Below are 16912 nucleotides of genomic sequence, written 5' to 3' on the forward strand. Positions count from 1 at the left end.
TGGTGAACAGGATGGCAAGAGCGGAGTGACGAGAGATTGTCACGCTCCGTTCTGTGGGAGCCCGGGGGTGCGATTCCCCCGGGCCACCCGACCCCTTGAAGGCTTTCCAGCGTTCCGGGTGTGGTAGCCATGCCCGGGGACGCCGTGGCCGCCGTCGCGTTGCGCGTGTGGCACCGTAGGGGGTGGTTCTGGCCGGTCACTTCCCCCCGTGGTGACGGGCTGGAGTCGTGCTCAGCGGGCGATGGTGACCAGGTCCTTCCTCGTTACCGGTGCCACCCGTGACGGGCAGGATGGCAGCCATGGCCGTGTCATCTGCAACACGTCAGCTCTGTAGCGCCACGTTTGCGGACGACGAGGTTGCGAGCGCCTTGTCACTTCTTGATCTCTACGTGGGCGTCGAGTGTGAACGTGTGCAGAAGTCTGACAACTGGCAGTGGTTCAGAAGGGCTCGGCTCAGCGGGGAGCCATGCGGATGGCGCCGTCCAGGCGGATGGTGTCCCCGTTGAGCATGGAATTGGCCACGATGTGCTCGACGAGTGCGGCGTACTCGTCCGGATGACCGAGCCGCGCCGGGTGCGGGACCTGGGCGCCGAGCGCGGCTCGCGCCTTGTCGGGCAGGCCGACGAGCATGGGAGTCTCGAACAGGCCCGGTGCGATGCTCACCACGCGGATCAGGTTCTCCGCCAAGTCCCGTGCCACGGGCAGGGTCATTCCGGCGACACCCGCCTTGGAAGCGGCGTACGCGGCCTGGCCGATCTGCCCGTCGAAAGCGGCCACCGAAGCGGTCGTGACCACGACGCCGCGTTCGCCGTCGACCGGCTGCTGCGCGGCGATCCGTTCGGCGGCGAGCTGGACCACGTTGAACGTTCCGATCAGGTTCACCTCGACTACGCGTCGAAAATCGGCAAGTTGGGTGGTGGCCCTGGTCTGGCTGACCATACGGAACGCCCGGAGGATTCCGGCGCAGGTGACGGCCATGCGCAGGGGCCCCAGCGTTTCGGCGGCGTCCAGGGCGCCCGTCATCTGCTCCGGGCTGGTGGCGTCCGCCGCGACGAAGAGCGCCTGATCGCCCAGTTCCTCGGCGGCGTGTGCTCCGTGTGAGGTGTCCAGATCGACCAGCATCACCTTCCCGCCGGCCTTGACCAGGCGGCGCGCGGTCGCCAGCCCCAGGCCGGAACCGCCTCCGGTGATCAGCGCGACATTCCCTGAGATGTTCAACGGGTGCTCCTCATTGCTGGGTTGGTGACATGGGGTAGGGCGGGAAAGGCGGCAGGGGCCGTCGGCTACGCAGCCGTCCTACGCCGCCGCCAGGAGGGCGCGCGTGTACGGATTCGCGGGGTAGTCCGTGATCTGGTCGATCGGCCCCTCCTCGACGAGAGCCCCTCTGCGCAGCACGGCCGCGCGGTGCGACATATGGCGGATCACGTCGAGGTCGTGCGAGATGAACAAGTACGCGATTCCCAGGGTCTGTTGGAGTTCCAGGAGCAGGTTCAGGATGTGGGCCTGTACGGAGAGGTCCAGGGCGCTGGTCGGCTCGTCGCAGACGATCAGGTCCGGTTCGAGGATCAGGGCGCGGGCGATGGCGATGCGCTGGCGCTGTCCGCCCGAGAAGGCGCCGGGGTAGCGGTCGGCGGCGTCCCCGGTCAGGCCGACGCGCGTCAGGGTGTCCGTGACACGGGCCGCGGCCTCGCTCCGGGTGAGCCGTCGTGTGACGTGCAGTGGCTCCGTCAGGGTCTGGCCGATGGTGCGTGAGGGGTTCAGCGAACCGTAGGGGTCCTGGAACACCACCTGGATGTGCTGGGCGAGTTGACGGCGTCGTGCCGGTGGCGCCTGGGTGATGTCCTCGCCGTGGAAGAGGATGCGTCCGGCGGTGGGGTGCACCAGGCCCAGGATGGCGTTGCCGATCGTCGACTTGCCGGAGCCCGACTCGCCCAGCAGGCCGAGCGTTTCGCCCCGTGAGAGGTGGAGGGTGACGCCGTCGACGGCGGGCTTTGCCAGGCCCCGGCGCCGGCCGCGCTCTCGGTAGAGAACCCGCAGGTCATGGACGTCCAGAAGTCGTTCGGTCACGGTCGCCTCCATTGGTGAGTGTGCTGAGTTCCGTGTGCCGGAGGCATCGGGTGTAGCGGTCGGCGGTCGGTTCGAGGAGGGGGATCGGCGCGGCTTCGCAGTCGGTGGTGGCGAGTTCGCAGCGGGGAGCGAAATGGCAGCCGTGCGGCCAGGCGGAGGGGGCGGGGACCGTCCCCGGGATGGTCGGCAGCGGCTCGCGGGGAGTGGCGCGGCTGGGTGTGGAGGCCAACAGCCCGGCCGTGTACGGGTGAAGGGGCCGCTCGAACATGTCGGTTGCGGCCGCCGACTCGACGATATGGCCGGCGTACATGACGTAGGTCCGGCGGCACATCCTGGCGATGACCTTCCAGGCGTGGCTGATGAGCAGGATCGCCATGCCGTGCTCCCGCTGCAACCGCCCGAGCAGGTCCAGGACTTCGGCCTGCACGGTGGCGTCGAGTGCGGTGGTGGGCTCGTCGGCGATGAGCAGTTCCGGCTCTCCGCCCAGGGCCATCGCGATGGCGACGCGCTGCGCCATTCCGCCCGACAGCTCGTGTGCGTAGCGCCCGGCGATCCGTTCCGGCTCCGGGAGGTTCACCTCGCGCAGCAGTTCGATGGCACGTGCGCGGGCGGCCTTGCGGGTGCCGCCGCACCAGCTCCTCGATCTGCCTGCCGACGGGGAACATGGGATCCAGGGACGCGAGGGGCGTCTGCGAGATCAGCGCGATCTTCGCCCCGCGAAGGGCGCGTACCGTCCGTGGATCCCCACCGGCCAGTTCCACGCCGTCGAAGACGATGCTGCCCCGGGTGACTTCCCCGAGGCCGGGGAGCAGCCCGAGGATCGCGCGCCCGGTGACGGACTTGCCGCAGCCCGACTCGCCGACCAGGCCCACTGTTTCGCCGGACCGGATGTCGAGGTCGAGGTCTTCGACGACGGTGGTCATGCCGTGCGGGCCGGACAGCCCGATCGAGACGCCCCGGAGAGAGAGCAGGGAGGAGGCGGGGGACGTGCGGGGGACCTGCACAGGTTGCCCGGAGGAGCGCGGCGGCCGGGAGGAGCCTCGCCGGGTGGAGCGTCCGCGGGGCGGCGAGGCCGAGGCCGAGGTGGCCCGGTCCGCCGTGGCGTCACGCACAGCATCCCCCAGCAGCCCGCACGCCAGGATCGCCAGCCCCAGGACGAGACCGGGCGGTACGAGGAGCCAGGCCTGCCGGTCGGTGACGGCGGCCGCATCGGCGATCATGTTGCCCCAGGTCGGGGTGGGCGGCTGGGCGCCGAAACCCAGATAGCTCAGACCCGCGTCGATCATCAGGGCACCACCCGCGAACAGCGAGATCTGGACGATGACCGGCCCTGTGACACGCGGCAGCACATGGCGCAGGAGGATGTGCCGCCCAGCGAGCCCACTGACACGCGCGGCAGCGACGTACAGCTCCTTCCGTACGGCGAGGGCAGCACCCCGTACCACCCGGGCGAGACCAGGTGCCACCAGCACACCGAGGACCGCCATCGCCAACGCCTGGTGGTCGCCGATGACGGCGAGGACGACGAGCAGGGTGACCAGGACGGGGATTGCGAGCATGACGTCCACGGCCCAGGTGAAGACCCGGTCGAACCAGCCGCCGAGGAAGCCGGCCGTGACACCGCAGCCGACGCCCACGAACAGCACGGTGAGGACGGCCACCGCGGCATCGGTGAGGCTCACCCGGCCGCCGTGCATGAGCCGGCTCAGCACGTCGCGACCCAGGTTGTCGGTCCCGAGTGGATGGGCCCCCGACGGACCGGACAGGACATGGTCCAGATCGGTGGCGGTCGGGCTGTACGGCGCGAGCCACGGGGCCAGGAGTGAGGTGAGGACCAGCAGCGCCAGGTACCCCAGGCAGACGCAGGCGGCCGGGCGCCGCAGGACTCCCCGCAGCACCGATCGGGGGTGACGGACTACGGGGGTCGGTTCGGTCATGGGACACGCACCTTGGGATTGAGCCGGCCGTAGGCGACATCGACCGCGAGGTTCACGGCGACGACGACCAGCGTGAAGACGACGACCACGCCCTGGATCATGGGGATGTCGTGCTGAGTTGTGGCCTGAACGGCCAGCCCGCCCAGGCCCGGCATGGCGAATACGGCTTCGACGAAGACCGTGCCGCTGAGCAGCCCGATGAACGTGAGGCCGACCAGCGTCACCACGGGGATCGCGGCATTGCGCAGCGCGTGCCGGAACACGATCGAGGCCTCCGAAGCCCCGTTCGCGCGCAGCGTGGTGACGAAATCGCGGGACAGCGTCTCGAGCATCGCGTCCCGTGTCTGCTTCGCGAACACGGCGATGCCGGGCAGCGCCAGGGTGACCACGGGCAGGACGAGACTGCGCGCCCACTCGCCGGGGGAGTCGCCCAACGGCACGTACCCGGTCGCGGGGAACAGCGGGACGGCCACGGCCAGCAGGGCGACGAGGACCAGCGCGAGCCAGAAGTTGGGCACGGCGTACCCGATGAGCGACACCACGTCGACGGCGCGGCCGGTGCGCCCGCCGCGCACCGCGCTCAGCACTCCGAGTGCCACACCGAGGAGGGCCGTGGCCGCTGTGGTGCACAGGATGAGCGAGAGCGTCACCGGGAGCCGGCCCGCGATCTCCCCTGCGACGTCCAGCCCGCTGACGGGCGAGGAGCCCAGTTCGCCGCGCAGGGCCTTGCCGAGCCAGTGCGCGTACTGCGCCAATACCGGCTCGTCGAGCCGCAGTTGGTGTCGCAGCTGTTGGTGTGCCTCAGGGCTGTAGTGGTCGCCCAGAATCGTCCGCGCCGTGTCGCCCGGCGCCGCTGCCTGCAGCAGGAACGTCAGCAGCGAGACCACCAGGACCAGGACGACCGAGATCAGCAGTCGGCGTGCGATCAGCCGCAGCATGGTGTCATGCCTCCGGTCACTTCGCAGGCTGCCAGTCGACGACGCTCGGGAACGGCTTGCCCTGTGGCGCCTCGATCCGCACGCTGTCGCGGTAGAAGAGGAACACCGGGCTCAGGCAGACCGGCAGGAACCAGGCCTGCTCCACCACGCGACGGACGATGTCCCTGTCGAGCCCCGCGCGCGTCTTCTCGTCCGCCGCCGCGGCCTGCCGGTCGAGCTTCTCCACCTCGGGATCGGAGCTGCGGAAGGGGTTCATGCCGACGGCGTCCCGCAGCCACAGCCCTCGCCCCATGAAGTACACCGGCAGAGCACCCCAACCCATCGTGGAGGCAGGGAACTTGGTGATCTCCTGAGCCGCGCTGGCCGCCTCCTTGGCGGAGATCTTCAGCGTGACGCCCACCTTCTCCAGATCGGCTGCGATCGCCTGGGCGATCTCACCGGGGAAAGCGGGGGTCGACGGGATCACCACCGGCAGCGTGAACCCGTCGGCGTGCCCCGCCTCGGCCAGCAACTCCTTGGCCTTCTGCGGGTCGTACGGGTAGAACTCCCTGTCGTTGTGGCCGTCCTGTCCCGGCACGGCGGGCTGGTCGGTCGGTACGCCGTACTCGCCGAGCAGTGCCTTGGTGATCTTCTTGCGGTCCACGGCGTAGTTCATGGCCTGCCGTATCCGCACGTCGCCCAGTGGCCGACTCAGCTTTCCGGCACGGTCGTTGAGCTGGATGCCCATGACGATGTTCGGGCTGGACGCGATCCGCAGCCCGGCGTTCGCCGCGCCTCCCGCGATCGCGTAGCTGCCGGAGATGACATCCACCTGGCCGGTCTTGAGGGCGGCCAGAGCGGTGTTCTCGTTGGGCAGGACCTTGATGACGATCTTGTCGTAGTGGCGGTCCTTCGCGTTCCAGTACTCCGGGTTGGGGACGTAGGTGTAGTGATCGCCCGCCACGGTCTCGCCGGGCGCCAGCTTGTACGGGCCCGCGCCGAAGGTCTGCTTGGCGAGCGTGCCCGGATCGGCGAGCGCCTTGGGACTGATCAGGCTCCCGGCGAAGTAGTCCTGGCTGAAGAGGGCGGGGAGCTGGGGGTGGGGCTGCGCGAGTTCGAGATGGACGGTGAGCTCGTCGAGTGCCTTCACTTTGGTGATGGGAGCGAGGAACGCCGCTGCCTGACCGGCCGCCTTCTGGAAGTACTCGATGTTCCGCTTGACCGCCTCGGCGTTCAGCGGGGCGCCGTCGCTGAAGGTCACACGCTCCCGGAGCCTGATCTCGAAGGCGGTGTTGCCTTTCCCGAGGTACCGCCAGGAGGTCGCGAGGCGCGGTTGGAGGCTGCCGTCGGCGGCACGGTGGATCAGCGGGTCGTAGGCCGGGTTGATGTAGAACAGCGACTCCCCGCCCGCCTTGGCGGGGTCGAGGCTGACCGGCGGCCAGAACTGGCCGATCCGCAAGGCCCGCTTCGCGGTCGCCGAACCGGAGGAGCCGCCGCACGCCGTGATGGTGAAACCGGACGCGAGCAGAGCGGCGGTCGCGGCGCTCGTAGCGGTGAACTGTCGCCGTGAGACGCCGGACCGTGAGACGCCAGGGTGTTCCGGCGCGAGCATCATGTCAGTCATGTCTGTGTCAGTCCTGTCGTGACGAGGCTTCGGTCAGGGGGAGTTCGGCGCGCCACTGCTGGTCGAGCAGGAGGCTGCCGTCGAGCGTGATGCGACCGGTGGCGCGTACGCCGGTGGCGGCGGCTGTGATCTCGGCTTCGACGGCGACGTGCTGACCCGTTTCGGTCCGCACGTCACCGGCAGCGCTGACGGTGACGGTGGCCGCCTCCGGCTGTGCCCGGTGGGCGGTGGCGGTGACCTCCTGCCTGCCCCGGATGCGGTGGCCGCGGCCGTGGCTGTGCCGCACGGCCGCACCGTCGTCGCTGAGCGCGATGCGTACCGAAACGGTGTTCCCCAGCAGGTCGTTGGCGATCTCCCAGACGGGCGGTGTGGGGGTCGCGCTGGTTGCGGCCGGGGGTTCGGACCGCACGGCCAGCAGGGAGTTCGGGTCCGGGGCCGGATAGTCGAGCCCTTCTTCGGGGTTCGCGTCGTCGGGCAGTACCGGAAGCACGAGCCCTGTCACCTCGGGCAGCCCGTCACCACCCGGGTGCTCCGGCCAGACGCGCGGGAAGTCGCCGGGAGCGACGGCAATGCGCAGCCGGTGGCCCGCAGGCAGCTCGTACGCCGTCGGGTTGAGCGTGATCTCGATCGTGCCGTCCTGCTGTACGCGGGCTTCGAGGCCGGCGCAGATGAGGGTGGAGCGACCGTGCGGGTCGACGTCCGTCAGCTTCACCGACATCCGTGACCAGGCTCGTGCCACGGTGACCCTGGGCCGGCCACAGAGCAGCAGCGGCTCCGCCAGGGGCAGCGAGGTCAGACACAGGCTGCGCGTGTCGTCGTCGTGCTGGTCGAGCGGCAGTCCGAACGGCCCGGACGGCACGGCCCACAGACCACTGAGTACGCCGGTCGCAGGGTCGGGGGTGTTCGGCTCGGCATCGGGCGCGTGAGGCTCCGTACGCTCCCAGTCCGCGAGGCTTGCCGGCCGAGAGGCCGCGTCCGCAGGCCATTCCTGCAGTCCGAGCCAGTGTGGCCTGCCGCCCTGGACATGGACGCTGACCCGCGGAGCCTTGTCCACACCGTTCGGCTCGTCGCGCAGCCACCGGTCCCACCACGCCAGCGCCAGCTCGAGGAAGTCGACGGCGACGTGGGGCGATTCGTTCGGCATGGTGTGCAGCCAGGGACCGGCGATCAGCCGCTTGGGCCCGGACATCTCCTCGTACGCCCGCAGCGTCCCCTCGCAGAACAGGTCCCGCCAGCCCGCGAAGCACAGCGCGGGCACCTCGATGGCCGAGGCGTCGATACGGCCCTCCAGCCACACCGGGTCGTCGGGGCCGGGGCGGAAGAGGTCCAGCAGATGCGGCTTCGAGCGCATCCGGGAGCGCCAGCGCGACTGCTCGGTCAGGTCGGCGTAGTCGTCGAGCGGAGGCAGCAGCTGACCCAGCAGCATGGTCATCGACCAGAGTCCGAGCGGCCCGAGCGCACCCCGGGCGCCACCGGGATGGACGAAGTCGCGTCCGGGGTCGGCTGTGCTCTCCAGCATGACGATCGCGCGGAGCGCGGAGGGCCTGCGGGCCGCTGCGCGCATGGTCGTCATCCCGCCGTAGGAGCCGCCCCACATGCCGACCGTGCCGTCGCACCAGGGCTGTCGCAGGGCCCAGTCGATGGCGGCGAGCGCGTCATCCGCCTCATCGGGGTGGAACGGCGGTCGCCGTACACCGTCCGAGGACCCGAGGCCGAGCAGGTCGACCAGGAGCGAGGGGTAGCCGCGGGAAGCGAACCAGCGGAAGGCAGCGGAGCCGGACAGGGCGGTGACATCGCGGCGGTACGGCAGAAGCGTGAGCAGCAGCGGGGCGGGGCCGGCGCCCTCGGGCAGGAACAGGTCGCCGGAGAGAGTGACCCCCGGTCCGGACGTGGGAATGCGCACGTCGCGGTAGACGGCCACCTCATGGCGACGGCCGGAGCCGTCGGCAGAAGGCGCGGATGCGTTCATGGTTGCCTTTCACCGCAGGACAGTTGTCCTGCGAGTTCGGTGCGTGGTGGAGGGGCAGGGCGGGCCGGTCGGTCACCGAGGGGGTTCCGCGGGCCCGTGTCAGGCCGGGCCCGCGGAACCCGCCTCTTCACGGCCGCGTCTGTGTCAGGCCGGACGCGGCAGTGGGTCGGACGCGGGAGTGGGACGCCGCAGTGGGTCAGACGCCGGCCGCGTTCATGAGCAGGGGGAAGGATGCGTGCAACTCGCGCTCCCAGTAAGGCCAGTTGTGGATACCGGCGCCGTAGAGGTTGGCGGTGACGTTCGCACCGAGCCGGCGCAGCCGGTCGACGAACGCCTTGTTCATGATCTCGATCAGGGGCTCGATGTTGGGGTCGGCCGGTGTGCCCGGCGGCTCGAAGGGACCCGGCTGCCCGTTGCCGCTGGAGAGGTAGAGCGGGATGTCCTTCAGCAGGTACGCGAGGTCGTACGGGCAGTGCGCCGCCCACCGTCCCGGGTCGATGGCCGGGTCGCCCCACAGCGCATCCGGGTCGAAGCCCTCCACCTGGAGCGTGCCGCGCACGAGGGCGGGACCGTCGAAGGGGCTCGGCTCGTGCGGCCCGGTGTACGTGGTGTGGACGACGCCGCTGTAGGCCGCCGCCGCGCGGAACATGCCGGGATGGCGCGCCGCGTACGACATGGCGCCGAATCCGCCCATCGACAGACCGGCGATGACACGGCTGGACCCGGCGCCGTACCCGCCTTCCAGGATGCGCAGCAGCTCCACGAGGTGGAACGTCTCCCAGGCAGGGGCGCCGCCGAACCCGTGGTTCCACCAGTCCGAGTAGAAACCGGCGCGGCCGCCCGTCGGCATGACCACCAGGACCCCGGTGTCCTGCGTGAGGGCCGCGACGTCGGTGGAGCGGGTCCACGAGGAGTAGTCGTCGCCCGCGCCGTGCAGCAGATACAGCACCGGCCAGCGGCGGGCGGGGTTCGGCGTCCAGCCGGGCGGCAGCAGCAGCCGCACCTTCGCGGCCGGGTCGGCGAGCGCGGGGGAGTCGATGGTCAGGTCCAGGGTTCTGGCGTCGACGTACGTCTCCGCCACGACCCGCGCCTCGCCGAACGAGCGGGCCCCGGCAGTCGCCGTCGTGGGCCACAGTGCGGCAGTCGAGGCGGCTGCCGCGGCGCCTGCGAGAAACGTGCGCCTGTCTATTCGGGGCATCGTTGCCTCCTGGGACAGTCAGGGATCAATGGGCGGGGATGAGGGTTTCGGGGATGGGCCGGGCGCAGGTCAGTTGCCGCGGTGCCCGCGGAGCAGATAGCGCTGGAGCTTGCCGCTGGGTGTCCTGGGCAGGTCCGCCACGAAGCGGATCTCGCGCGGGTACACATGCGCCGCGAGGTGCGTCTTCACGTGCTGCTTGAGCTCGGCGGCCAGGGCCTCACCGGCTGCGGCGCCGGGGCGCAGTACGACATGGGCGACCACGATCTCGCCGCGCAGCTCGTCCGGTGCGCCGACCACGGCGGCCTCGGCCACGGCCGCATGCCGCTCGAGCGTGCTCTCCACCTCGTAGGGTCCGATGCGGTAGCCGGCCATCAGGATCACGTCGTCGTCGCGGGAGGCGAAGGTGATGTAGCCGTCGCCGTCCTGCGCGGCGCTGTCGCCGGTGAGATACCAGCGCCCGTCCGCGGTGAAGCGCTCCGCGGTACGCGCGGGGGCGTCGCGGTAGCCGGTGAACCACATCAGGGGGCTGTGCGCCAGATCGACCGCGAGCCGGCCGGTCTCACCGCGCGGCGCCGGCTCGTCAGCGTCCGTCCGCAGCACCTCGAGGCGCCAGCCGGGCAGCGCATGTCCCATGGAGCCGGGCCGCAGCGGCGTCGCCACATCGGGGTGCCAGGCGTTGGCCACGGCCATTCCGAGCTCGGTCTGTCCGTAGTGGTCGCGTACGGGCACGCCCAGGGTCTGTTCGGCCCAGGCGACGACGTCCGCGCCGAGCGGCTCGCCGGCCGATGAGCAGCGTTGCAGCGCGAGACCGTCGGGCACCGGTGACTCGTCAGCACGCAGGGCCCGGTACACCGTGGGTCCCGCGGTGAAGTTGGTGACGCCGAACTTCGCGAGGACGGACCAGGTCAGCGACGGCGAGAACGGGCCGTGCAGCAGCAGCGTGCCCCGGCCCAGGGCCAGCGGGCCGATCACCGCGTAGTACAGGCCGTACGCCCAGCCGGGGTCGGCGGCGTTCCAGAACACGTCGTCCGGCCGGTGGTCCAGGCCGTACTCCTGGTACATCCGCATCGCCGCGACCGCCCGCAGCGGGATGGGCACGGGCTTCGGGGTGCCGGTCGTGCCCGATGTGAACAGCTCGATGAAGACGCCGTCGCCGCCGACGGTCACGGGTTCGGGCAGGGGGTCCGCCGTGAGGAGGTCGTGGAAGGCGAGATCGTCTTCGGAGGCGGTCCCAGCGGAGCCAGGGGCTCCGGTGGTGATGACGCGCCAGCCCGGGTCGGCGGGAATGCCGTCGCCGGGCGCGAGTTTGGCCCGCTGGGACGGCTCGCAGATCACGGCTTTGGTGTTGTTGCCGGTGACCCGTTGTGCGATCGCCGGCCGGGCGAAAGCGGTGAAGAGGGGCACTTGCACGGCTCCGAGACGCCAGATCGCCAAGGCCGCGACGACCAGTTCGGCCGACTTGGCCATCAGCGTGGCCACCCGGTCGCCTGCCCCGACCCCCAGCTCGGCCAGCGCGGTCGCGAGCCGGGCCGAGCGGTCGTGCAGCTCGCCGTACGTCAGCTCGTGGGTGGTGAGGTCGGGCTCGACCACGGTGAGGGCCACGGAGTGCGGCGGATGGCGGTCGCACAGCAGCTCGGCGGCGCTGACGTCCGGCCCGGTGACCGCAGCCAGGTGCTCCGCGATCCGTTCGTGTGGCAAAGTCATTGCGGCTCCCGGATCCATGGGGCACCTTGATGCCCCGACTGTTAACCAGATGTTTCCGGCGCGGTGGCCGGGTGAGGTACCCCCGACTGAGGGGAGCGCCCCGGCCGTTCTCGGCCCATGACCAGGAGGCGGCGTGAACCGCTCTGTGGCAGCAGACGACCAGACACGGATCCAGCGCACGCTGGCCCGGCTGCGCGATGCGACGGACCTGCCCCTCACCTTCGGCGGAGCGGTCAACAGCGGCATGCAGCTGCAGCTCACGCAGTTCGTGGGCGCCATCACGGGTGCCCTGCGCGGAGCCGTCCTCGATCCGGGCCGCGGACTCGGCGGCAAGGTGGTGACCCTGCGTCGCCCCCAGCTGGTGAACGACTACGTGGGCTCGCCGGGCATCAGCCACGACTACGACCACATCATCAAGGCCGAGAGCCTGCGCGGCCTTGTCGCCGTTCCCGTGGTGGTGCGGCGCAGCATGCGAGGTGTCCTGTACGGTGCCGTGCGCAGCGCGTCGCCGCTGGGTGACCGGGTCATCCAGTCGGTCGTGGAGACGGCCAGGGAGCTGGAGCAGGACCTCGCCGTACGAGACGAACTCGAGCGCCGCCTGCAGTGGCTCACCGAGCAGACGCCGCAGCCGAAGGGGGCCGCCGCCGAGCCGGCCGGGTCGGGACGGGAGCAGGTTCGCGAGGCCTACGCGGAGCTGCGGATCCTGGCCAAGGACACCGACGACCCGGCGCTGCGGGAGCGCATCGAGGCGGTCTGCGACAAGCTGTCCACGGCAGGCCTGGGCACCCGGCGTGACAAGGGCGCGGGCGTGGCACGCCCCGAACCCACGCTGTCGGCCCGCGAGCTGGACGTACTTGCCTGTGTCGCCCTGGGCTGGACGAATCCGCAGGTAGCGGTCGATCTCGGGATCACGGTGGAGACGGTGAAGAGCTATCTGCGCAGCGCGACGCGCAAACTCCACGCCCGCTCCCGACTGGAAGCGGTGGTCGCGGCCCGCCGCCGCGGGCTGCTGCCCTGACCCGACGCGTCCGCTTCACGGCCGGGTTGAGGGCCGCACCACACGGGTGGCCGGTTGGGGTCACACCGTCCAGTACCGGGTTGGCGTCACACCGCACCCTTGCACTATCGTCACCGGCCCAGTGGAACCGCCGTGTCAGGACGCCGGTCTGCCGCTCATCTCCCGGCGCACAGCGCCGACTTCCCCCTGCCCGCGAACCACCACGGTCGCCGTGCTCACTCCGCCATGCCATGCCGCGCCATGCCGCGGGGGCGTGCGTGCACCGGCCGGGCACCGACCTGAGGAGACGACGCCATGGACCGCCCTGTGCCGTACGAGTCCGAGATCAACGCTCTGCTCGCCCGAATGACACTCGAGGAGAAACTCGGTCAGCTACAGCAACTCGCATGGACCGGAGACACCGGCCCGGGGGAGGGGCAGGCTCGCCTGATCGAGAGCGCGGCCCGTGAGGGCCGGCTCGGCTCCGTACTCAACCTCCACGGTGCCCGGCGGACGAACGACCTCCAGCGGATCGCCGTCGAGGAGTCCCGGCTGGGCATTCCGCTGGTGTTCGGCCTGGACGTCATCCACGGATTCTGGACCACCTTCCCCATCTCGCTCGCCCAGGCGGCGAGTTTCGACCCGGACATCGCCAGGCTGGACGCCGAGGTCTCGGCGCGGGAGGCCCGGTCCAACGGCGTCCACTGGGCGTTCTCCCCGATGATGGATGTCACGCGCGAGCCGCGCTGGGGGCGGGTCTCCGAGAGCAGTGGTGAGGATCCATATCTCACTGCGGCGTTTGCGGCCGCCAAGGTCCGCGGTTACGAGGGTGAAGGCGGCGGGCCGATCGCGTCGGACCGTATGGCTGCCTGCGCCAAGCACTTCGTCGCCTATGGAGCCGTCGAAGGCGGACGCGAGTACAACACCGTGGACGTCTCCGAATCCCGGCTCAGGGCACTGCACCTCCCGCCGTTCCGAGCGGCCGTCGACGCCGGCGTCGCCACGGTCATGGCCGCGTTCAACACCCTCAGCGGAATCCCGGCCCACGCCAACGCGCACGCGCTCACCGACATCCTGAAGCGGGACTGGGACTTCGACGGAGTGGTGGTGAGCGACTGGGCGGGCGTCGCGGAACTGATTCCCCACGGCTTCGCCGCCGACCCCGCAGACGCCGCCCGCCTCGCTCTGAACGCAGGCATTGACATGGAGATGGTCAGCACCTGCATCGCCGATCGCGGTGAGGAACTCCTGGCGAACGGCCACATCAGCGCTGAACGACTCGACGACGCGGTCGCCCGGATCCTGCGCCTGAAGTTCCGGCTGGGCCTCTTCGAGCACCCATACACGGACGAGCGGGCGGAGATCAGCGCTCCCTCCGCAGAAACCCGTCGGTCGGCGCGTGAGGCAGCGGCCCGCTCCATGGTGCTGCTCAAGAACGACAGCCGGAGCGTCTCCCGCGACCGGTTGCTCCCCCTCTCGCCGGACATCACCTCGATCGCGGTCGTCGGGCCGTTCGCCGACTCGACAGACCTGCACGGCGCGTGGGCAGGCCCCGGCGCCGACGCGTTCCCCGCCGTCACCGTCACAGAGGGCATCAGGCTGGCGGTACCAGGAGCAAAGATCGGGTATGCAAAGGGCGTTGAGTCCGAGGGAGGGGGAGAAGCCACCCCCGGGATCGCGGAGGCCGTCGCCGCAGCCGAGGCCTCCGATGTGACAGTGATCGTCGTGGGCGAGCCCGCGGGCCTGAGCGGCGAGGGCGGCTCACGCAGCGACATCGGCCTGCCCGGCGAGCAAGGCGAGCTCATCGAAGCCATCGCCCGCACCGGCCGTCCTTTCGTGGTGGTGCTGACCTGCGGCCGACCGCTCGCACTGGGCCCCTGGCTCGCGTCCGCCCCGGCCGTTCTGGTCGCCTGGCATCCCGGCCTCGAAGCCGGTCACGCCATCGCCGACGTGCTCTTCGGCGCCGTCAATCCCGGTGGAAAACTCCCGGCGTCCTTCCCCCGCACCACCGGCCAGGTCCCCATCCACTACAACCATGAGAACACCGGCCGCCCTTGCGGCCCCGACCACCAGGACCCCCGATACGGTGCGCGCTACCTGGACCTGGACCATGGCCCCGAGTTCCCCTTCGGTCACGGCCTCAGCTACACCACGTTCGCATTCGGCGAGCCGACTCTGACCACCTTCACTCTCTCCGCCGGGGAGCTCCTTGACGGAGCCACGGTCGAGGTCTCGGTGACCGTGCGCAACACCGGCGACCGGGACGGCGACGAGGTCGTCCAGCTGTACGTCCACGATCCGGTCGCGAGCCTCGTCCAGCCCGTACGCCGCCTGCGCGGCTTCCAACGCGTCAGCCTCGCCGCCGGGCAGAGCACCACGGTGCGATTCACTCTCGGCGCAGAGGACATCGGCTTCTGGACGAATGCCCCGGAGGGCGAGTTCGTCATCGAACAGGGAGACATCCATGTCTACGTGGCCAACAGTTCACAGGCCGAGGTTCCGATGCGCACGCTGACCATCAAGTAGCCCTGCCCCATGAGGGCGTCCAACGTGAACGGACTGCTAGATCATCACACCGGTGCAAGGAGCCCGACGCGGCTGAAGGCCGCGGGGCGCCCTCATCCTTCCCGGGTCCGCCCCCCACCGCGCGGGGCGGGAGGCGGACCTGGTGAGGCTGAGACAAGAATTCGTTTCGGCACGCCATGCGAAACGGGGGCGTCCCCGGGGTCGCCGGGAATTCAGCGGATTCTTGCGAGGAACCCCGGGCGTTTACGCCCGGGAGGAATCGCATCCCGGGTGGGCGGTGCGGAGCACCGCGGCGGTGTCTGGCGCGGAGCGCCGGGATGGTCCAGCAGGCGGCCGGAGAGGATTTCTGTGTTCGAATGCAAGGCCTGAAGGCGTCGGGTAGCGTCGCGGGCGTGAAGCTGGTGGTGCAGGTGAAGCCGCTGCCGACGCCCGTGCAGGCGGCGGCACTTGAGGCGACCCTGCGCGCCTGCAACGAGGCCGCGACCTGGGCCGGCGAGGTGGCCTTCGAAAAGATGTGAAGAGGAACTTCGCGCTACGCCGGCTCACCTACGACGAGATCAAGACCAGGTGGGGGCTGGGTGCGCAGGCCGCCCAGCATGTGATCAAGAAGACCTGTGACGCCTACGCGACGCTGAAGGCCAACCTGAAGGCCGGGAACCTGGGCGCGCCGGGCTCCAAGCGGCACCGGAAGGCGGCCGGGAAGCCCATCGCCTTCCGGCCGGAGGGCGCGCAGCCCTACGACGGCCGGATGCTGTCCTGGCAGACCGCCGCACGCCGGGTCTCCATCTGGACCGTGCAGGGCCGGGTCAAGGACGTGGCGTTCACCGCCGCCCCCGAGCAGCTGACCACCCTGACTCTGTACCGCCGGGGCGAGTCCGACCTCGTGTACCGGGACGGCATGTGGTTCTTGAACGCCACCTGCGAAGTACCCGAAGCAGCGCTGAACACGGAACCGGTGGGCTTCCTGGGCATCGACCTGGGCGTCGTGAACATCGCCACCACCGGTGACGGCGAGATCATGGCCGGACGCGGCCTCATCCTCGCCGCGACCGTCACTGCCGCCGGCCTGTCGGAAAACGCCCTGGGAATCCGCCTCCTCGACCAAGCGAAGAAGAGGTACCCGACCATCTCCAAGAGCTGGGTCGACACCGGCTTCAAGAATGCCGTCGTCGAGCACGGAGCCACCCTCGGAATCGACGTCGAAGTCGTCAACCGAAATCCGGAGACCCGAGGCTTTCAGGTCGTGAAAAGACGCTGGGTAGTGGAGCGGAGTATCGGTTGAATCATGATGCACCGCCGCCTCGCCTGCGACTGCGAAACCCTCACCGCCAGCTCTGAGGCCCTGATCCACATCGCCTCGATCGACAACCTCGCCAAGCGCATAACGGACGAGACGACATCCACCTGGCGAGTAACGCACTAGGACGTAAACGACAATCTGCCCACCTCAAACGCCCTCTCAGCTGCCGGCGGCGTTGCGCGAGGGGTATCTGCTGTTCGGACGTCGGCAGGGTCTCACCAGCAACCACGATGTACTGCTCGGCCCAGCAGAGCTGTATGTCGATGACGCCAAGGAAGCCCTGGTCTTCCGTCCTTCGCGCACCGACGGCTGGTACGGGCTGTCCAGCCGCTTGAACAGCAGTCCCTTCAGGCCGACGGTTGTCCACGTCAGCCAATTCGCGGCCGTGTCCGGGTCGGTGGGCGACGGGGGCAGCGCCCGCGGTGCCGTAAGCCGGTGCTCAGAGAACAGTGTCTCCAGTGCCGCCCGGCGCCGCCGGTACGGCCAGGCCGTGGTGTCCTGGGCCGCTGGGCGCAGCAGGTCGAAGGCCGAAGTGGGCAGGCCACTCTTGCGAGATGGGCGCAGCACGATGCTGGCAGTCAGGCGGCTCTACCGTCTTGATCGGGTTGATCGAGCCATTCGTAGGGTTGGGTCGCCCAGGGGTGCTGGGTGTGGCTATCAGGCGGCTGTCGTC

At 70.1% G+C, this 16912-nt stretch carries 10 protein-coding genes and 3 pseudogenes; 4 read left to right on the top strand and 9 right to left on the bottom strand.

Annotation, left to right across the window (positions count from 1 at the left end; translation table 11 throughout):
• Positions 1–453: 453 nt before the first annotated feature.
• The 9 genes and pseudogenes from ACFVJQ_RS43915 to ACFVJQ_RS43955 all read right to left on the bottom strand — a co-directional run bounded on the left by ACFVJQ_RS43915 (position 454) and on the right by ACFVJQ_RS43955 (position 11416).
• Positions 454–1218: an SDR family NAD(P)-dependent oxidoreductase gene (locus ACFVJQ_RS43915; RefSeq protein WP_385791486.1), complete on the bottom strand. Its 765-nt coding sequence runs from the start codon at positions 1216–1218 to the stop codon at positions 454–456.
• Positions 1219–1296: 78 nt separating this feature from the next.
• A complete protein-coding gene (locus tag ACFVJQ_RS43920; RefSeq protein ID WP_385791488.1) occupies positions 1297–2067 on the bottom strand; it encodes an ATP-binding cassette domain-containing protein in 771 nt (256 codons plus the stop codon).
• Positions 2039–2644: an oligopeptide/dipeptide ABC transporter ATP-binding protein gene (locus ACFVJQ_RS43925; protein ID WP_385791490.1), complete on the bottom strand. Its 606-nt coding sequence runs from the start codon at positions 2642–2644 to the stop codon at positions 2039–2041. The genes ACFVJQ_RS43920 and ACFVJQ_RS43925 overlap by 29 nt, the downstream gene beginning before the upstream one ends.
• A 133-nt stretch (positions 2645–2777) precedes the next feature.
• A pseudogene (locus ACFVJQ_RS43930) lies at positions 2778–4004 on the bottom strand (ABC transporter permease subunit); the annotation flags it as partial.
• Complete coding sequence (locus ACFVJQ_RS43935; RefSeq protein ID WP_385791492.1) at positions 4001–4942, bottom strand: ABC transporter permease; 942 nt, start codon at positions 4940–4942, stop codon at positions 4001–4003. The pseudogene ACFVJQ_RS43930 and the gene ACFVJQ_RS43935, both read right to left, overlap by 4 nt.
• Before the next feature lie 16 nt (positions 4943–4958).
• Positions 4959–6545: an ABC transporter substrate-binding protein gene (locus ACFVJQ_RS43940; protein WP_385791494.1), complete on the bottom strand. Its 1587-nt coding sequence runs from the start codon at positions 6543–6545 to the stop codon at positions 4959–4961.
• 7 nt (positions 6546–6552) lie between these two features.
• Positions 6553–8514 (bottom strand): CocE/NonD family hydrolase, encoded by a 1962-nt coding sequence (locus ACFVJQ_RS43945; protein ID WP_385791496.1) that lies wholly within the window; start codon positions 8512–8514, stop codon positions 6553–6555.
• 196 nt (positions 8515–8710) lie between these two features.
• Positions 8711–9712 carry an alpha/beta hydrolase gene (locus ACFVJQ_RS43950; protein WP_385791497.1) on the bottom strand — a complete coding sequence of 334 codons (1002 nt, stop codon included), beginning with the start codon at positions 9710–9712 and terminating at the stop codon, positions 8711–8713.
• 69 nt (positions 9713–9781) lie between these two features.
• Positions 9782–11416 (bottom strand): AMP-binding protein, encoded by a 1635-nt coding sequence (locus tag ACFVJQ_RS43955; protein WP_385515120.1) that lies wholly within the window; start codon positions 11414–11416, stop codon positions 9782–9784.
• Between the two features lie 133 nt (positions 11417–11549).
• Here ACFVJQ_RS43955 and ACFVJQ_RS43960 point away from each other — a divergent pair, with 133 nt between their 5' ends.
• From ACFVJQ_RS43960 to ACFVJQ_RS43975, 4 genes and pseudogenes are all read left to right on the top strand, one after another.
• On the top strand, positions 11550–12434 hold the full coding sequence (locus tag ACFVJQ_RS43960; RefSeq protein ID WP_385791499.1) for a LuxR C-terminal-related transcriptional regulator: 885 nt from the start codon (positions 11550–11552) through the stop codon (positions 12432–12434).
• Between the two features lie 294 nt (positions 12435–12728).
• Positions 12729–14939, top strand: a complete 2211-nt coding sequence (locus tag ACFVJQ_RS43965) for a glycoside hydrolase family 3 N-terminal domain-containing protein (protein WP_385791501.1) — start codon at positions 12729–12731, stop codon at positions 14937–14939.
• 392 nt (positions 14940–15331) lie between these two features.
• Positions 15332–15975 (top strand): annotated as a pseudogene (locus tag ACFVJQ_RS43970) (RNA-guided endonuclease TnpB family protein); the annotation flags it as partial.
• Positions 15970–16362 (top strand): annotated as a pseudogene (locus tag ACFVJQ_RS43975) (transposase); the annotation flags it as partial. The pseudogenes ACFVJQ_RS43970 and ACFVJQ_RS43975, both read left to right, overlap by 6 nt.
• Between the last annotated feature and the right edge of the window lie 550 nt (positions 16363–16912).

Source organism: Streptomyces sp. NPDC127197 (assembly GCF_042672405.1).
GTDB classification, from domain to species: domain Bacteria; phylum Actinomycetota; class Actinomycetes; order Streptomycetales; family Streptomycetaceae; genus Streptomyces; species Streptomyces flavusporus.

What these genes read in the sequence shown, in the direction of transcription:
- ACFVJQ_RS43965 (WP_385791501.1), top strand. Translation starts at nt 12,729, where the DNA reads ATGGACCGCCCTGTGCCGTACGAGTCCGAGATCAACGCTCTGCTCGCC.
- ACFVJQ_RS43940 (WP_385791494.1), bottom strand. Translation starts at nt 6,545, where the DNA reads ATGACTGACATGATGCTCGCGCCGGAACACCCTGGCGTCTCACGGTCC.
- ACFVJQ_RS43950 (WP_385791497.1), bottom strand. Translation starts at nt 9,712, where the DNA reads ATGCCCCGAATAGACAGGCGCACGTTTCTCGCAGGCGCCGCGGCAGCC.
- ACFVJQ_RS43935 (WP_385791492.1), bottom strand. Translation starts at nt 4,942, where the DNA reads ATGCTGCGGCTGATCGCACGCCGACTGCTGATCTCGGTCGTCCTGGTC.
- ACFVJQ_RS43945 (WP_385791496.1), bottom strand. Translation starts at nt 8,514, where the DNA reads ATGAACGCATCCGCGCCTTCTGCCGACGGCTCCGGCCGTCGCCATGAG.
- ACFVJQ_RS43955 (WP_385515120.1), bottom strand. Translation starts at nt 11,416, where the DNA reads ATGACTTTGCCACACGAACGGATCGCGGAGCACCTGGCTGCGGTCACC.